Annotated in this window: 14 protein-coding genes, 1 tRNA gene and 1 pseudogene; 10 read left to right on the top strand and 6 right to left on the bottom strand. The window is 65.9% G+C overall.

From position 1 onward, the window contains the following. Positions 1–56: 56 nt before the first annotated feature. Complete coding sequence (locus IG178_RS04185) at positions 57–1,142, bottom strand: substrate-binding domain-containing protein (protein WP_193211260.1); 1,086 nt, start codon at positions 1,140–1,142, stop codon at positions 57–59. Between the two features lie 144 nt (positions 1,143–1,286). Between IG178_RS04185 and IG178_RS04180 the strand changes: the two genes are divergently transcribed. Genes IG178_RS04180 through IG178_RS04165 form a run of 4 tightly spaced genes read left to right on the top strand, consistent with a single transcriptional unit; the run spans position 1,287 to position 5,834 of the window. Next, positions 1,287–2,354 (top strand): tRNA wybutosine-synthesizing protein 4 beta-propeller domain-containing protein, encoded by a 1,068-nt coding sequence (locus IG178_RS04180; protein ID WP_193211259.1) that lies wholly within the window; start codon positions 1,287–1,289, stop codon positions 2,352–2,354. Next, entirely contained in the window at positions 2,355–3,611 is a 1,257-nt protein-coding gene (locus IG178_RS04175) for an MFS transporter (RefSeq protein WP_193211258.1), read from the top strand. It begins immediately after the preceding gene. A gap of 4 nt (positions 3,612–3,615) precedes the next feature. Then, positions 3,616–4,569 (top strand): dihydrodipicolinate synthase family protein, encoded by a 954-nt coding sequence (locus tag IG178_RS04170; RefSeq protein ID WP_193211257.1) that lies wholly within the window; start codon positions 3,616–3,618, stop codon positions 4,567–4,569. Beyond that, on the top strand, positions 4,569–5,834 hold the full coding sequence (locus tag IG178_RS04165; RefSeq protein ID WP_193211256.1) for an AGE family epimerase/isomerase: 1,266 nt from the start codon (positions 4,569–4,571) through the stop codon (positions 5,832–5,834). The genes IG178_RS04170 and IG178_RS04165 overlap by 1 nt, the downstream gene beginning before the upstream one ends. Positions 5,835–6,378: 544 nt before the next feature. On the opposite strand, the gene IG178_RS04160 is transcribed toward IG178_RS04165, so the two are convergent. Both IG178_RS04160 and IG178_RS04155 read right to left on the bottom strand, forming a co-directional pair. Continuing rightward, positions 6,379–6,451, bottom strand: a tRNA-Lys gene (locus IG178_RS04160). A gap of 77 nt (positions 6,452–6,528) precedes the next feature. After that, complete coding sequence (locus IG178_RS04155; RefSeq protein WP_193211255.1) at positions 6,529–7,212, bottom strand: HAD-IA family hydrolase; 684 nt, start codon at positions 7,210–7,212, stop codon at positions 6,529–6,531. Between the two features lie 298 nt (positions 7,213–7,510). On the opposite strand from IG178_RS04155, the gene nusA reads away from it, so the two are divergent. From nusA to IG178_RS04125, 6 genes are all read left to right on the top strand, one after another. Then, entirely contained in the window at positions 7,511–8,776 is a 1,266-nt protein-coding gene (gene nusA, locus IG178_RS04150; protein ID WP_193211254.1) for a transcription termination factor NusA, read from the top strand. Positions 8,777–8,835: 59 nt separating this feature from the next. Then, the gene (infB, locus tag IG178_RS04145) at positions 8,836–10,974 is read left to right on the top strand and encodes a translation initiation factor IF-2 (RefSeq protein ID WP_193211253.1); all 2,139 of its coding nucleotides are present in this window, start codon (positions 8,836–8,838) and stop codon (positions 10,972–10,974) included. A 113-nt stretch (positions 10,975–11,087) separates the two neighbouring features. After that, a complete protein-coding gene (gene rbfA / locus IG178_RS04140; RefSeq protein ID WP_193211252.1) occupies positions 11,088–11,456 on the top strand; it encodes a 30S ribosome-binding factor RbfA in 369 nt (122 codons plus the stop codon). A 53-nt stretch (positions 11,457–11,509) separates the two neighbouring features. After that, positions 11,510–11,926, top strand: a complete 417-nt coding sequence (locus IG178_RS04135; RefSeq protein ID WP_193211251.1) for a hypothetical protein — start codon at positions 11,510–11,512, stop codon at positions 11,924–11,926. After that, positions 11,923–12,936, top strand: coding sequence for a chorismate-binding protein (locus tag IG178_RS04130; RefSeq protein ID WP_193211250.1), 1,014 nt, complete (start codon positions 11,923–11,925; stop codon positions 12,934–12,936). The genes IG178_RS04135 and IG178_RS04130 overlap by 4 nt, the downstream gene beginning before the upstream one ends. Before the next feature lie 47 nt (positions 12,937–12,983). Continuing rightward, positions 12,984–13,313 carry a hypothetical protein gene (locus IG178_RS04125; RefSeq protein ID WP_193211249.1) on the top strand — a complete coding sequence of 110 codons (330 nt, stop codon included), beginning with the start codon at positions 12,984–12,986 and terminating at the stop codon, positions 13,311–13,313. A gap of 13 nt (positions 13,314–13,326) precedes the next feature. On the opposite strand, the gene IG178_RS04120 is transcribed toward IG178_RS04125, so the two are convergent. The 3 genes and pseudogenes from IG178_RS04120 to IG178_RS04115 form a co-directional block, all read right to left on the bottom strand. Further along, positions 13,327–14,145: a TIGR00266 family protein gene (locus IG178_RS04120; protein WP_343225923.1), complete on the bottom strand. Its 819-nt coding sequence runs from the start codon at positions 14,143–14,145 to the stop codon at positions 13,327–13,329. A 39-nt stretch (positions 14,146–14,184) separates the two neighbouring features. Beyond that, positions 14,185–14,322, bottom strand: a pseudogene (locus IG178_RS26105) (DUF4339 domain-containing protein); the annotation flags it as partial. A gap of 30 nt (positions 14,323–14,352) precedes the next feature. After that, positions 14,353–16,128 carry an ABC transporter ATP-binding protein gene (locus IG178_RS04115; protein ID WP_193211247.1) on the bottom strand — a complete coding sequence of 592 codons (1,776 nt, stop codon included), beginning with the start codon at positions 16,126–16,128 and terminating at the stop codon, positions 14,353–14,355. Positions 16,129–16,167 lie beyond the last annotated feature (39 nt).

Here is a 16,167-nt window from a genome sequence, read left to right as displayed (position 1 = left end):
CGCCATCGGGGAACGGCGCGCATCCCTCGCGGGGTGCGCCCCTTCTTTATTGCCCGTCAAGCGGCCGGACCCACCGACTCCCCCTTCACCGTCAGCGGCGAGATCCACGCGTTGCCGCCCGGATTGGTGTCGCCGGCCGCCAGCCGCTCGAGCCGCCGCACGACCAGCTTCGCGACGGCTTCGGGATCGATGCGGTAGCCGCTGATTTCCGGCACCAGGTGATCCAGGAAAGGCTCCCAGGCCAGACAGATCAGACTGAGGTCCTGGGGCACCTTGACGCCCTGGCTAGCCAGCCAGGTCAGCGCCGTTGCCGCCTGCCGCGGCCGGGTCGCCAGGATCGCGCTCGGTGCCGGACTGAACTTCAAGGCCCGCCGCAGGACCCGGATCACCCCGGCCGTGCTACCATCCTCGACCAGCGTGGTGGCTTCAAATCCCGGCTCGCCGAGCTCCATCACCCCGCGCACCGCGGCTTCCACGCCCTTCAGCGGCTCGGCCGGCGACAGGACGGCGACCCGCCGGTGCCCCATCCGCCACAAGCGCCCGGCCGCATGGCGCGCGGTGGCGTGCCAGTCGACGTCCAGGTGCGGCAAATCGATCCCCGGGTGCGGGTAGCCGCGGATCAGACATGGCCGGCCGCTGCGGCTGAACCATTCCTGCACCGCCGCACTCGAGCGCAACAGGACCCAGGCACTGCAGCGCTCGTCCGCCACCATCGCCGCGAGCCGCTTGGCCGGATTGCGCTGCTCGTACCAAGCCGGCGCGAAAACCTCCAGTGAACCGTTCCGGCCGGCCAACGCGTCACGGATCCGGTCGATCTCCAACAGCACCGGTTGCGGTAGCTGTTCCAGCCGCCGGTGGGCTAACAGCCCGATCCGCAACGGCCACTTGTCGATTCCTTGTTCCGCCAATGGCGCGCCGACGATACGACGCCGGCTGCCGGCCTCGGCGGTTCCCAGCACCCCTTCGCGCTCCAGCTGTTGGACCGCCAGCCGCACCGTGTCGCGGCCGACCTGCAGCGCCTCGGCCAGCCGGCGCTCTCCCGGCAAGAGCCCTCGCCACTCCCCCGCGGCGATCCTCAGCTGCATCACCCGCACGCACTCGGCCACGAGGTTGCCGCGCGAAGGCATGGGGGAAGCGGTCATGGAGCCAGTTTCCCGCCAATCCCGGTCCCGGCAAGTTTCAAGTCGCCCACCCGAACTGGTTTTCTTTTCCAACCACCCGACCCGCCTTCCTCGCCCGCCCGTCATTGCGCTTAATGCTTCCCACTCGCACCGCTTTTCATCGGAATGCCACCTGTGTCCCGCTCCATCACCCGTCCCCTGCTTGCCGCCACGCTGGTCGCCGCGGCACCGGCATCCGCGCAACCCGTGCGGGTGAGCAGCCTGCCCGATGTCCCCGACGCCCATGGCTTTGCCGGGGCCTTCTGCGGCATCCACCGCGGTCACCTGATTGCCGCCGGCGGTGCAAACTTTCCCGACGGGGTGATGCCGTGGGACGGAGGAAAAAAGGTCTGGCACGACCAGATTCTCGCCCTCGACCTGATCGCCTCCGGAGCCACCTGGAAACGCATCGGCAAGCTCCCTGAGCCCTCCGGCTACGGGGTCTCGCTCACCACGCCGGATGGCATCCTCCTGATCGGCGGCGGCAATGCCTCGACCCATTCCCGCAAGGTCTCGCGGCTGCGTCTCGACGACTCCGGCAAGCCGGTTCTCGTAGCCATGCCGGAGCTGCCCCGTCCGCTTGCCCAGATGGCCGGCGCCCTCGTCGGCCAGCAGGTCCACCTCTGTGGCGGCATCGAAAGTCCCGACGCCACCCGTGCCACCCCGGGCCATTGGATGCTCGACCTCGAAGACCGGGAACGCGGCTGGCAGGTTCTCCCGACGATTCCGGGTGACGGCCGCATCCTCGCCACGGCTGCTGCAGTCAATGGAGCCTTCTTCGTGATCGGCGGCTGCTCGCTCTCCCCGAACGAAGAGGGAGAACCACAGCGCCGCTACCTCAAGGACGCATGGAAATTCGCCGACGGCTCCTGGACCCGTCTCGCCGATCCACCGCGGGCCGCCACTGCCGCCGCCTCGCCCGCCCCGGTTGCGGGAAATGCGATTTTCCTCGTCTCCGGTGACGACGGCTCCCAGACCGGATTGGCTTCACCCGCCGATCACCCCGGCTTCCCGCGCGACATCCTCCGCTACGACGTCGCGCACAACAGCTGGTCGGAAGCCGGCCGCCTCGACTTCCCGGCCCCGGTGACCCTGCCGACCGCCCCCTGGGACGGCGGCTTCATCTTCTTCAATGGCGAGGTGAAACCCGGCGTCCGCACCCCGCGCGTCTTCCTCCTTCAACCGGCCCCCTGAATGGACACCGGATTCGCCACTCCCGCGCTGCGACGCCAGGCCTGGCTGGTGGTCGCCCTGCTGGTGCCCGTCGCCCTGCTGAACTACCTCGACCGCCAGATGCTGGCCTCGATGAAGTTCTCGATGATGCAGGACATTCCGGGCATCGAAGCGGAGGCGAACTGGGGCAAGGTCCTCGCCCTCTTCAAGTGGACCTACGCCATCCTCAGCCCGATCGGCGGCTACCTCGCCGACCGCTTCAGCCGCCGCCACGTCGTCGCCGGCAGCCTCTTCGTCTGGTCCCTCGTGACCTGGGCCACCGGCCACGTCACCACCTATGACCAGCTGCTCGCGACCCGCGCGGTAATGGGCATCAGCGAGGCGCTCTACATCCCCGCCGCGCTGGCCCTCATCGCCGACTTCCACCGCGGCAACACCCGCTCGAAGGCCGTCGGCCTCCACCAGATGGGCATCTACGTCGGCGTCATCATCGGCGGATTCAGCGGCTACGCGGCCTCCTCGCCCAACCTCGGCTGGCGCTGGGCCTTCGACGTCTGCGGGCTGATCGGCATTGCCTACGCCGTGCCCCTGTTTCTGCTGCTGAAAAATCCCCCGCAACAAGCAGAGGCACCCGCCCGCCCGCGGACCTCGCCCCTTGCCGCGCTCGCAGAACTCCTCACCAACCGCTCCTTCATCCTGCTGGTGTTCTACTTCACCCTGCCGGCCCTCGCCGGCTGGGTGGTGCGCGACTGGATGCCCGCCATCCTCAAGGCCGAGTTCGGCATCGGCCAGGGTAAGGCCGGCGTGTCCGCCACCCTCTACTGGCAGCTCGCGGCCATCGCCGGCGCCATCCTCGGCGGCTTCCTCGCCGACCGCTGGATGCAGAAGAGCCCGCGCGGCCGGATCTACATCAGCGCCATCGGCATGGCCGCCATCGTCCCGGCCATGTTCGGCGTCGGCTACTCCCCGCAAACCGGCCAGCTCGGGGTCGCCATCGCCTTCCTCATCCTGTTCGGGCTCGGCTACGGCTTCTTCGATGCCAACAACATGCCGATCCTCTGCCAGATCGCGCGGCCGGAGCTGCGGGCCACCGGCTACGGCCTGATGAACTTCGTCAGCATCAGCTGCGGCGGCTTCGCCGACTACGGCTTCGGCGTGCTGCGCGACCACCAAGTCCCGCTGTTCGGGATCTTCAGCATCTTTGCCGGCGCCGCCGTGCTCGCCGTCGTCCTGGTCCTCTTCATCCGGCCCCGCGACACCGAACCGCTTTCCACCTGAACCCATGACGCCCATCCCGCCGCTCCACGAGCTCGTCGCCGCCACCCATTCGCCCTTCCACCCGGACGGTTCCCTGGCCCCGGAAGTCGTCCCCGTCCAGGCCGCCTTCCTCGCCGCCAACGGCATCCGCACGGTCTTCATCACCGGCTCGACCGGCGAGTCGCACTCGCTGACCTGCCGTGAAAAGCTCACCCTCTTCGAGGCCTGGGCCGGAGCCGGCAAGCAGCACGGGATCGCGGTCATCGCCCACGTCGGCTCGAACTGCCTTGAGGACTCGCGTCTGCTCGCCGCCCGCGCCGGCGAACTCGGCCTGGTCGCGATCAGCGCCCTCGCACCCTCCTACTACAAACCTGGTAGCCTTGCCTCGCTGGTCGGCTGCTGCGCGGCCATCGCCGCCGCCGCACCGTCCACCCCCTTCTACTACTACGACATCCCCGCCCTCACCGGCGTGTCGTTTCCGGTCGAGCTCTTCCTCGCCGAGGCCGCCGCAAGGATCCCCACCCTCGCCGGGGTGAAGTTCACCAACCCCGACCTGGCCTCCTACCGCCGCTCGCTCGATGCCGCCGGCGAGCGCTTCGACCTGCCCTGGGGCGTCGACGAGACCCTGCTCGGCGCCCTCGCCACCGGCGCCCGCGGCGGCGTCGGCTCCACCTACAACTGGGCGCCGCGCCTCTATCAGGACCTGATGGCTGCCTTCGGCCGCGGCGACCTGGACGAAGCCCGCCGCCTGCAATCGCGGTCGGTCGCCATGATCGACGCGATCGCCGCCACCGGCTTCCTCGGCACCGCCAAGGCGCTGATGGCCCGCCTCGGCGTGCCCGTCGGCCCGGCCCGCCTGCCGCTCGACAATCCCACGACGGCACAGGTCGACACCCTGATGGAGCGTCTTTCGCAGCTTGGCTTCGACGAGTGGGGCGCCCGCCCGCTTTCCCGTGAGAGCCAAACCGTCCACGGCTGATGGACCTCGCAGCCTTCTATCACGACCAACTCTTCAGGGACTGCCTGCCGTTCTGGTTCCCGCGCGCCATTGACGACCAGCACGGCGGCTTCCTCCACTGCTTCGACCGCGACGGCTCGCTGGTCGACAGCGACAAGTCGGTGTGGGCGCAGGGCCGCATGAGCTGGATGCTGCTCACCCTCTACCTCGAACACGAGCGTCGCCCCGAGTGGCTGGCCTGGGCCGAGAGAGGCCTGCGTTTCCTCGAGGAAAAATGCATTGATCCCGCCGACGGGCGGATGTTTTTCCACGTCGCCCGCGACGGCACCCCGCTGCGCAAGCGCCGCTACGCTTACAGCGAAAGTTTCGCCGCCATCGCCTTCGCCGCCCACGCCGCCGCCACCGGCAGCGGGGATTCCGCCGACAAGGCTCGGCACTGGTTCGACCGCTTCACCGACTGGAACTTCACTCCCGGCCGGATGCCAGCGAAGTTCACCGGCGCCAGGCCGATGGAGGGCATCGGCCCGCGCATGATCGCGCTGGTCACCGCCCAAGAGCTTCGCAAGCACCTCGGCGACGACCCCGGCTTCACCCGCTGGATCGACCGCTGCCTCGACGACATTCAGCGGCTCTTCGTGAAGGAGGACCTCCAGGTCGTGATGGAGAACGTCGCGCCCGACGGCTCGATCGTCGACCACTTCGACGGCCGCACCCTCAACCCCGGCCACGCCATCGAGGCGGCCTGGTTCATCCTCGAGGAAGCCGCCCACCGCGACGATGAGTCCCTGCGCCAGCTCGGCTGCCGCATCCTCGGCTGGATGTGGGAGCGCGGCTGGGACCCGGAGCACGGCGGCCTGTTCTACTTCCGCGACGTTTATGGCAAGCCGGTCCAGGAATACTGGCACGACATGAAATTCTGGTGGCCCCACGACGAGGCCCTGATCGCCACCCTGATGGCCTACCGCCAAACCGGCGACCCCTTGCATCTCCAGCGTCACGAGCAGCTCCGCGAATGGTCCTTCCGCCACTTCGCCGATCCGCAACACGGCGACTGGTTCGGCTACCTCCGCCGCGACGGCGTGCCCGCCAACACCCTCAAGGGATCGCTCTGGAAGTCCTTCTTCCACCACCCCCGGGCGCTCTGGCGCTGCCATCAACTCAGCCTGGAACCCGGTCTGCCGATCCTGAGCCAAAACGAGCCGCGCGGAGGCCACGTTGATGGTTTCGGGCATGAACAAGAAGTCGTGATCCCTTCTCCAGTTCACCTGGTCCACCGCAGGGTTTGAGTCTCGCCCACGCCACACCCGCGTTCCATTGAGCGGCGTCGGCAAGTTGCTGGAACCGATCGGTCAACGTCACATCCAACGGGCGGTAGTCACCGCTTGCTCAGCGTTGACTCTCTGGTCACTCACTAACACCTCCGGCCTTACGCAACAAGGCCACTGGGGAGGATCAGCCAGCCACGCCTTGATCAGCGTGGCTGATAGTTTGGTCACGCTCGCCTTCGGTGAAGTCCGGGCAAACAACATCTTGGAAGAGCATCCCGTGCCGGATCATCCGGCGGAATTCAGCCTATTCCTCTTCGGAGCACCTCACGACCTCTTGATGCGCGATTACGACAGGCGTAGCGCTACCAAGAATGAAGAATCCAAGCAACGGAGGAAGCCCTTGCCCAAGGAAGGTTCGCGCGGAATCTGGTTAGCCCATCCAAACCCAACAAGACCTTGCGACTTGGACCACTCGCAGGGTGGCTACCGCGGATTCACCAGGGCGACGAAACTAAAAACCCACCGAACCAAAACCAGCTCAAATCAAGCAAGTTGCAGAAAGTACGAGGACTGGGACTCGAACCCAGGACCAATTGGTTAAAAGCCAACTGCTCTACCAACTGAGCTATCCTCGCTTTTGGTGAGCGGCACCGACGGGGTCGCCGGCGGCCGGGGCGGCGAGGGATAGGGGCGGGTCCGGACTTTGGCAAGATCATTTTCGCCGCCTTGAAATCACCTCGTCCATGAAACCGTGGAGATCGTTCCGCGGCCGATCCAGCAGGTAAGGAATGATTCCGACCCCCAGGGCACCCTGGTGATCCGCCGAGCGGGAATCGCCGGCATGCATCACCTCGCCGGCATCCAGCGCCACCCGTCCGAGGGCTTGCCGGAAGATCGCCGCATCCGGCTTGCGGGCCCGGGCCTCGGATGAGGTCAGAACGAAATCAAAGCTGAGCCCCCACCCGTCGAGGATGGCGTGCAAGCGCCGGTCGAAGTTCGACACCACCCCGATCCGCAGCCCCTCCCCGCGAGCTTGTTCCAGCACCGGGACGACCTCTGGAAAGACCCGCCAGGATGCCGGCATTGCATAGTGCGAAAAAAGGGCGGCGAAACAACCGTCAAACCGCTCCGGATCCGTCGCGGGATCCATTTCGCAGGCCCGGAGGGTGCGCTCCACCACTTGCCGCCACCACCGGACCTCAGCCCGGTCGCCATCGGGGTCGCCGTGGTAGTCCGGCACTTCCATCGCCGAAAACACCTTCCCGAACGCATCCCGGACCGGCTCGATCCCGACTTCCCATCCATGCTCCGAAAAGCACCTGGAATAGACGGCGGCAACCGGTTCGGCCGGCTCGATCAGGGTGCCGGCGGCGTCGAAGAAAAGGGCGCGGATCACCGGACGACTCTCTCCATTTCCGCGGCACCGCCAAGTCCGGCGATTTCCCGGATTGCCGCTCCGAGCGGCTCGTCCGTTCGATTCCCCTCCCTTCCTCAAGCCTGCAATCTTCAGAGGCGCCGCTCCGGCGCCAACGCACACTCCCCGGCCCCCGTTCCGTGCCGAGATTCGGCTTGCAACTCAAGGTTTTCCGCCGTATCCCCCCGCCCATCAATCTTCCGACACGAAAGGGTGGGTCGAAAAACCCGCTCTTTCGCGTCTCTGGACATACGGAGCGCCCAGCGCCGCACTGCCCGCCATGACCAACGACATCGTCGCTCTCATCGATTACTACGAGAAAGAAAAAGGCATCGACCGCGACAAGGTCGTCGCCGCGCTCGAGTACGCCTTCATTTCCGCCTATCGCAAAATGGTCCCCGGCGCTGACGCCATCGAGATCATGCGCGCCGAGGTCAACACCAAGAAGGGCGAGACCCGCATCTTCGCCAGCCTCAAGGTGGTGCCCGACGACGATTACCAGGACAAGTTCAACGAAGTCCCGCTCAAGCTCGCCCAGCGCCGCAATCCCTCCGTCGAACTCGACGAGCACATGGAGTTCAACGTCACTCCCAAGGACTTCGGCCGCATCGCCGTGCAAACGGCCAAGCAGACGATGATGCAGCGGCTCCGCCAGGCGGAGAAGGAGATGATCTACGAGGAGTTCAAGGACCGCGCCGGTGACGTGGTGTCCGGCACCGTCCGGCGCTTCGACCGCAGCGACGTCCTCATCGACCTCGGCAAGTTCGAAGGCGTGATGCCCTCCCGCGAGCGGGTCCAGACCGAGGAATACAACATCGGCGACCGCATCCGTGCCTACGTCGTCGCCGTCGAAAACGAAGGCCGCGGCCCCGAGATCATCCTTTCCCGCAGCCACCCGAACTTCGTTCGCCGGCTCTTCGAGGCCGAGGTCAACGAGATCTCCGACCACACCGTGGAAATCCGCGGCATCGCCCGTGAAGCCGGCTACCGCACCAAGGTCGCCGTCTGGAGCACCGACGACAAGGTCGACCCGGTCGGCGCCTGCGTCGGCCTGCGCGGTGCACGCGTGAAGAACATCGTCCGCGAGCTCAACAACGAGAAGGTCGACATCATCCGCTGGAGCGACAACCCCGATGAATTCGTCCGCGAGGCGCTCAAGCCGGCGATCCTCCGCAGCGTCACCATCGACGAGGAGAACCGCGTGGTGAACGTCACCGTCGACGAGGAAGACCTGAGCAAGGCAATCGGCCGCCGCGGCCAGAACGCCCGCCTTTCCTCCCGCCTGATGGGCTGGGACGTCCAGGTCCGCAAGGACGAGAGCAAGCTCGAACAGTTCGAGAAGAAGATCGCCGGCGCAGCCCACTCCATCGCCGAACAGCTCGGCCTTGACGACGAACTGGCCGACAAGCTGTTCCGCGCCGGCGGCATGAGTTCCGAGATTGTCGCGGAAATGCCCGTCGAGTATATTGCCTCCAACCTGGAGGTCTCCGAAGAGCGCGCCCTCGACATCCTCGCCCGCGCCAAGGGCGACGCCCCCTCGGCCTGACACCCTGAATTTTCCACCCGGGATCACGACGATCCCGAAACGACGACACGACACGCCTAATGGCCAAAGACAGCGACAGTACTCCTCCGAAACGCAAGGTTCTCGATCTCATCGACCAACCGAAGGCACCCTCGCGCCGCGAGCGCCAGCGCTCCGCCGCGAAAGAAGCGGAGACCCCGCAGCCAAGCGCCCTCGACGAAGCCAAAGCGAACGCCCTCGACCTTTTCGAGGACGGCGGGAAGAAGAAGCGCCCCACGGTCCGCAAGACCGAGCAGTCCGGCAAGGCGGTGTTGCCCGTGATTTCGAAGCTGCTTGAAGAAGAGGAACCGACGCCCGCGGTCGAGGTTCCGGCTCCGCCGCCGGCCAGCTCGGTTTCTCCGGAAGAACCCGCCGGCACGGTCGCGGAAGACGGCAAGCTGATCAGCATCAAGCCCCCGATCATCGTCAGCGATCTCGCCGGCCTGATGGGTCTCAAGCCCTTCGTGCTTCTTGCCGACCTGATCAAGCTGCAGGTCTTTGTCGCGCCGAACCAGGCGATCGAGCCGGATGTCGCCGAAAAGGTCTGCGAACTCCATGGCTTCGTCTTCGAGCGCGAGAAGCGCGAAAAGGGCGCCGGCATCCACAAGACCGAGGAAATCGTGGTGGAGCCCGAGGCTCCCGTCGACGAGCCGGAGGATGAACTCCAGCTGCGTCCGCCGATCATCACGATCATGGGTCACGTCGACCACGGCAAGACCTCCCTGCTCGACTACATCCGCAAGTCCCGCATCACCGCGGGCGAGGCCGGCGGCATCACCCAGCACGTCGCCGCCTACAAGGTAGAGCACGACGGCAAGCCGATCACCTTCATCGATACGCCGGGCCACGCCATCTTCTCCGACATGCGCGCCCGCGGTGCAGACATCACCGACATCGTGGTGCTGGTCGTGGCCGCCAATGACGGCATCATGCCGCAGACCGTCGAGGCCATCGAGCACGCGAAGAAGGCCAAGAAGACGATCATCGTCGCCATCAACAAGTGCGACCTCTCCACCGCCAACCCGACCCGGGTCAAGACCCAGCTCGCGGAGAAAGGCCTCCAGACCGTCGACTTCGGCGGTGACATCGAGTGCATCGAAATCTCCGCACTGACCGGCGCCGGCATCCCCGACTTGCTCGAGCTCCTCGCCCTGCAGGCCGAGGTCCTCGAACTGAAGGCGAACCCGAAAGGTCACGCCCGTGCTGCCATGATCGAGGCCCGCGTCCAGCCCGGCCGCGGCGCCACCGCCTCCGGCATTGTCGAAACCGGCACGCTCAAGGTTGGCACCCCGTTCATCTGCGGTCCCTTCGCCGGCAAGGTGAAGGCGCTGATCAACGACATGGGCAAACAGATCAAGGAAGCCAAGCCCGGCACCCCGGTCGAAATCGTCGGCTTCGAGGAAATGCCCCACGTCGGCGACGAGCTCGTCGAGATGGACTCGATCCGCGCCGCCCAGAAGCTGGCCAGCGAGCGCCAGCTCGAGCGCCGCGCCGAGCGTCTCCACGTCCCGCAGAAGAGCCGCATGGAAGACCTTTTCTCCGTCGTCCGCGACGGGGGCGAAAAGTCGGTTCTCAAGCTCATCCTCAAGTGCGACGCCCAGGGATCGGTGGAAGCCATCCGCAAGGCCATCGGCGACATCAAGTCGGACAAGGTCAACACCCAGATCATCATCGCCGGCGCCGGCGCGATCAGCGAAGGCGACGTCCAGATGGCCAGCTCCGCCGATGCGGTCATCCTCGGCTTCAACGTCAAGGTCGAGAGCAACGCGGTGAAGACGGTCAAGTCCGAGGGCGTCCAGGTGAAGCTCTACTCGATCGTCTATGAGCTGATCGACCAGGTCCGGGAAGCCATGCTCGGCCTCCTCGACCCGCTCACCCGCGAGAACATCATCGGCCACGCCGAAGTCAGGATGGTCTTCAAGCTCTCCAAGGCGAAGGGTCGCGCCGCCGGCTCCTACGTCACCGACGGCAAAGTCCACCGCAAGGCCCACGCCCGCGTCATCCGTGGCAAGGTGCCGGTCTTCGACGGGAAGATGTCCACCCTCCGCCGCTTCCAGGACGAAGTGGAAGAGGTCAAGGCGGGCATGGAGTGCGGGATTCGCCTCGGCGATTTCAACGAATACCAGGAAGGCGACGTCATCGAGTGCTACACGCTCGAGAAGATTCCGCAGACCCTTTGATCCGCGGTTTGCCGGTCTCATCCAGGCCCCGGTTCCCGGCAATCAACCGCCGGGAACCTGCCCGGGACCTCCCGTCCTTGTTACCGACCGCCAACTGAGCAACCGTCTTTTCCATGAGCCTTCGCATCGACCGAATCAATGAGCTGCTGAAGCGTGAGATCGGCACCGTGATCCAGCGGGATTACGAGTGGAATGGTGCCCTCGTGACGGTCAGCGAAGTGGAGACCACCCAGGACATCAAGGAGGCCAAGGTCTGGATCGGCGTGCTCGGCGGCCGCTTCTCCGATGTCCTGGAGAAGCTCAACAACGAGCACGGGGCGATCCAGAAGAAGGTCTTCAAGCGGGTGGTGCTCAAGTCGACGCCTGTCTTGACGTTCCGCCACGATGACTCCGCCGCCCGCGGCGTGGACATCGTCAATCTCCTCGACGAGGTGGCCAAGCTTCCCACGGCGACCGACGGCGACGACGGGAACTCCGCCTGAAGCGGCAAACCGGCCGCGGTTGACTCGCTTTCCTGCGACGGATTGAATCCCGCATGGCAACGGGCTTTTCGATCATCGGCTTGGTTCTCGTGGTGGCCTTGCTCGCAGCCCTGTGGGCCGGCGTGGTTGCCTTGCATAAGGCTGGCAGGAACGGAGCCTGGTGGTGCCTGTTCAGCGGTCTCCTTTTGGCCACCTTGGGGATGATCGGCTATGCCGGTGGTGCCGCCTACCTCTTCAGTTCCTACACCGGTTCGTCCACCGGATCGGAAACCTCCATTGTGAAGGGGATGCAAGTGCTGTCGATTGCGGCTCTTGCCGGATCCTGCGGCGTCGTGGTTTTCGCCATCGGCTTTGCCCTGCATGGCTTCAGGGCCGCCAGCGCCGCGGCCCGGCAACGGGAACTGGAGCAACTCGCCTCGGCAATGTCCGAGGAGATCAACCAAATGCGCGCACAATCCCGGAATCCATGAAGTCCGGAAGCATCGCGTTCCTCGATTTGCCGGACGGCCGGACTTTGATCGGCCACGGGCCATTCCAAAGTGCCGCGGCAGCGCCTGCCACGGGTGCGGCTTTCTATCAGAATGACTTCGGGCTGACCTCCGGAACGCCCTGGAAGATTCCCGGCCGCTGGGAGCTGATTCCCCATGCCGAAGCAGCGGCACGCTTCATCGGATCCGACCTGAAGGCAACCTGCCAATGGGAAGCACCCGAAGCGTCTGGCTTTGCCGCTGTCTTCCAGGAGATCACGGCGGCCATCCGCGCCGGGGCTTTCGAGAAAACCGTACCCGTGGTCGTGGAGCGCGGAACGCTGGACGTTGCGCCGGGACGTCGCCTGCTCGCTTCGGCGGCAGGATGCGTCGAGCCGCGGCTCGGCTACGGATTTGCGGACGACACCCGTGGATTCGCGGGAACTTCGCCCGAAAGATTGCTTTCCCTGGCCGGCACCACTCTCCGGACCATGGCCCTGGCCGGCACCGCCCGCACCGAGGAACGCGACGTGCTGGAAGTGGATGAAAAGGAAATCCGGGAACACGAGTATGTGGCCCAGACGCTGGTCTCCAAGCTCGGCGACATCGGCACCGTCCGCCGCGGGCCCCGCGGGATCATGGAGCTGGGATCGATCGTCCACTTCCACACGCCGATCGAGGTCGACTTGTTCGACGGCGAGTCGCCCGACGCCCTGATCCGGCGGCTCCACCCGACGCCTGCGCTCGGCCCCCTGCCCCGCACCGCGGAGACGCTGGATCAACTCATCGAGTGGCGGCGGCGCCTCGGCACGCCGGACGAGTTCGGAGCCCCCTTCGGCGCCATCGTTGACGGCGAGTTCCACGCCATCGTCGCGATCCGCGGGATCTGGTGGCAGGACCGAGAGCTCCTCCTGCCCGCCGGATGCGGGGTCATCGAGGCCAGCCGCCTGGTCAACGAATGGCGGGAACTGCGCCTGAAGCGCGAGGCGGTGAAGGCGCGGTTCAAGCTCTGAACGGATGGAGCCTTGCCACGTCGTTAACGCCTGTTAGATCGTCCCCGATGTTGATCCGCGACGACGCGAAGGACCTGGTGCGAGGCCTTGCCATGAAGGGCGGCACCAAGCGGGCCATCCGCCGGTCCCTCGACGCGGAGGGCATGGGCGGACTGCTCGACGATTACGAGATCGAGGCGATCATCACCGAGGCGCGGGCCGCCGGACACTTCATCCCCCGGCGGGAGTCCCCGGTTCTGCCGCGCCTGACGGGCATCGTGGCGGTGATCATGGGGACGGGTAGCATCCTGTTCGCCAGTGGCCGCTACGGCCTGCTCGCGATCGTCCTCGGCCTCCTGCTGATCTTCAAACCAGGCTGGGCCAAGGACGACATCTAGGTCCGCTCCGGGCTCAATCGCCGAACAGGTTCCCCAGTCCGCCGATCACCGAACCCTCGCCCTTGCCGGTGGCGTACATCCCGGTGATGCGCTGGGCCAGGCGCGAGAACGGCATGCTTTGCAGCCACACCGACCCGTGACCTTGCAGGGTCGCGAGGAACAGCCCTTCTCCCCCGAAGACCATCGACTTCAGGTTTCCCGCGCGCTGGATGTCGTAGTTGATTCCCTTGGTGAAGGCGACCAGGCAGCCGGTGTCGACATACAGCTTCTCGCCCTTCAGTTCCTTCCGGACGACGGTGCCGCCCGCATGGACGAAGGCCATGCCGTCCCCCTGCAGACGCTGGAGAATGAAGCCCTCGCCACCGAACAAGCCCGCGCCGAACTTCTTGTTGAACGCGATGCCAACCTGGGTGCCCATCGCCGCACACAGGAAAGCATCCTTTTGGCAAAGCAACTCGCCTCCCTGTTGCGAGAGATCCACGGGAACCACCGTACCCGGATAGGGTGCGGCAAAGGTCACGCGCTTCTTGCCGCCGCCGCGGTTGGTGAAGTGGGTCATGAAGATCGACTCGCCGGTCAGGGCCCGCTTGCCCACTGCCATCAGCTTGCCCATGAGCCCCTCGTTCGGCGTGGAGCCGTCGCCCATCTTGGTTTCGAAGGCGATGCCGTCCTCCATGTAGTTCATGGCACCGGCCTCCGCGATCACGGTTTCCCCCGGGTCCAGCTCGACCTCGACCATCTGGATCGACTCGCCGATGATCTCGTAGTCGATCTCGTGCGATCGCTTTCCCCCGATCGGTGGCGGACCGCCCGCTGGCAGCGCCGGCGGCATCCCAGGCCCCTTGAAAAGGTCCGGCAGCACCTTTGCCGCAGGCTCCCAGCCGGCCATGTCCTGGGTCCAGAGCAAGGTCTGCGGGGTGATGGTGCCGCTTTCAACCAGCTCGGGGAGGTTCTCCTCGGAAGTGGTGGCGGTGGATCCGGAGGCGCTGTGGTAATGCCAAGTCTTCATTGCGACTTGGAATCTGGGTGGAATCCCGGTTCACGCAAGCTGAGTTTCGGCCAGCAAACGGTAGGTACCGTTCAAGGCCATCAGATCGTCGTGCGAGCCACTCTCCACCAACCGGCCGTGATTGAGAACCAGGATGGTATCGGCATGCCGGACCGTGGACAGGCGGTGGGCGATCACCAGGCTGGTGCGGCCCGCCATCAACCGCTCCAGTGCCTCGTTGACGAGCCGCTCGCTCTCCGTGTCCAGGGCACTGGTCGCCTCGTCCAAAAGCAGCACCCGCGGGTCGGCGAGGATCGCGCGGGCGATCGCGACGCGCTGGCGCTGCCCGCCGGAAATCTTCACGCCACGCGGACCGACCACCGTGTCGTAGCCTTCGGGCAGCGCCGTGATGAATTCATGGGCATTGGCCTGTTTCGCGGCTTCCTCGATCTCCGCCGCGCTCGCGCCGGGCCGGCCGTACTCGATGTTTTCGCGGATGGTGCCCCCGAACAGCAGCACCTCCTGGGGCACCACGGCGATCTGCCTGCGGAGCGACTCCAGCCGCAGTTCCGAGGCGTCAGCACCGTCGAACAATACCCGGCCAGCTTCCGGGCGGTGGAAGCCGAGAATCAGCGAGAAGATCGTCGACTTGCCCGCGCCCGAGGGACCGACCAAGGCGATCCGCTTGCCCGGTTCCGCCGCGAAGGAAAGGTCGCTGAGCACCGGGGCATCGGGGCGGGACGGATAGTGGAAGGACACCCCTTCGAACGCCAGCGCCCCCTCGAGATGCCCCACGGCGCGCGCGCCGTCTTGCTCGGGAGCCTCGGCCATCAGTTCGCGCAGGCGCTCGGTCGCGCCGGACATCGACTGGAACTGCGAGATGATTTCCGGCATCGAGCCCAACGAGGCCCCGACGAACACGCTGAACAACACGAAGGCGGTGAAACTCTTCTGGGTGATCTCTCCATCCGCCAGCATGTGGGAACCGAACCAGGCGACGCCGCCAATCGTGCCGAACATCGCGAATATCACGAACGAGAGGAAGGCCGCACGGGCATTCGCGCCCTTCAAGGTCACCTGCAGGAAACGGTCGAGCGCCCGGTCATAGCGGGAGAGTTCGAAGCCCTCGTTGGAAAACGCCTTCACGTCCGCGATGCCCTGCACGCTTTCCTCGATCACGGTCCCGGACTCGGCCAGCGCCTCCTGGGCGTCGCGCGAATGCTGGCGGACCTTGCGACCCGAAATCGCCACGGCCAGCACAACGACCGGGATGCTGGCTAGCATCACCAGCGACAACTTCCACGAGAAGATGAAGATGAAGATCAGGCCGCCGACCAGGATCACCGAATGCCTCACCGCCTGCGGTACGGTATTCAAGATGGTTTCGCGGACGATCGCGAGATCCGCCGAGACCCGGTTGCTGAGCGAACCGGAGCGCTGGTCCTGGAAGAACGGAACCGGCAGCTTCAGCAAGTGGCTGAACAAGTCCCGCCGCAGGGCGTTGAGGGCGCTCTCGCCCGACCAGGTGAATCCGCGGACCCGCCAGTAGGCGATGAAGGCCTGGACAGCCAGGGCCCCGAGCAACCAGAAGATCACTTGGTCCGCCTTGTCACGGGTCGCCACGGCATCTCCCCCGCCCTTCCAGGCATCGGCGGGATCGCCTACCAGGTCCTTGAGGAAGAACGGGAACGCGAGCGCCAGTCCCGCCGTCACGAACAGCGCGATCAGTGACGGGATGAAGACCTTGCGGTAGGGCCGCACGTAGGACAGCACCCATGCGAGGCTTCCCTTGATGTCACCTTTCTTCCCCGACTCCGCTTTCCGCATGCGCTGGATGGGAAACGAGCATGGCGGCCGCGTCAATGA

The organism is Neoluteolibacter marinus (assembly GCF_014904755.1).
Lineage (GTDB): Bacteria > Verrucomicrobiota > Verrucomicrobiia > Verrucomicrobiales > Akkermansiaceae > Haloferula > Haloferula marina.
The sequence above is the reverse complement of the archived record's forward strand: the minus strand, read 5'-3'. Positions and strand labels throughout refer to the sequence as shown.

What these genes read in the sequence shown, in the direction of transcription:
- IG178_RS04130 (WP_193211250.1), top strand. Translation starts at nt 11,923, where the DNA reads ATGAAGTCCGGAAGCATCGCGTTCCTCGATTTGCCGGACGGCCGGACT.
- IG178_RS04185 (WP_193211260.1), bottom strand. Translation starts at nt 1,142, where the DNA reads ATGACCGCTTCCCCCATGCCTTCGCGCGGCAACCTCGTGGCCGAGTGC.
- IG178_RS04120 (WP_343225923.1), bottom strand. Translation starts at nt 14,145, where the DNA reads ATGCCGCCGGCGCTGCCAGCGGGCGGTCCGCCACCGATCGGGGGAAAG.
- IG178_RS04135 (WP_193211251.1), top strand. Translation starts at nt 11,510, where the DNA reads ATGGCAACGGGCTTTTCGATCATCGGCTTGGTTCTCGTGGTGGCCTTG.
- IG178_RS04170 (WP_193211257.1), top strand. Translation starts at nt 3,616, where the DNA reads ATGACGCCCATCCCGCCGCTCCACGAGCTCGTCGCCGCCACCCATTCG.
- IG178_RS04115 (WP_193211247.1), bottom strand. Translation starts at nt 16,128, where the DNA reads ATGCGGAAAGCGGAGTCGGGGAAGAAAGGTGACATCAAGGGAAGCCTC.
- infB (WP_193211253.1), top strand. Translation starts at nt 8,836, where the DNA reads ATGGCCAAAGACAGCGACAGTACTCCTCCGAAACGCAAGGTTCTCGAT.
- IG178_RS04165 (WP_193211256.1), top strand. Translation starts at nt 4,569, where the DNA reads ATGGACCTCGCAGCCTTCTATCACGACCAACTCTTCAGGGACTGCCTG.
- nusA (WP_193211254.1), top strand. Translation starts at nt 7,511, where the DNA reads ATGACCAACGACATCGTCGCTCTCATCGATTACTACGAGAAAGAAAAA.
- rbfA (WP_193211252.1), top strand. Translation starts at nt 11,088, where the DNA reads ATGAGCCTTCGCATCGACCGAATCAATGAGCTGCTGAAGCGTGAGATC.
- IG178_RS04125 (WP_193211249.1), top strand. Translation starts at nt 12,984, where the DNA reads ATGTTGATCCGCGACGACGCGAAGGACCTGGTGCGAGGCCTTGCCATG.
- IG178_RS04175 (WP_193211258.1), top strand. Translation starts at nt 2,355, where the DNA reads ATGGACACCGGATTCGCCACTCCCGCGCTGCGACGCCAGGCCTGGCTG.
- IG178_RS04180 (WP_193211259.1), top strand. Translation starts at nt 1,287, where the DNA reads ATGCCACCTGTGTCCCGCTCCATCACCCGTCCCCTGCTTGCCGCCACG.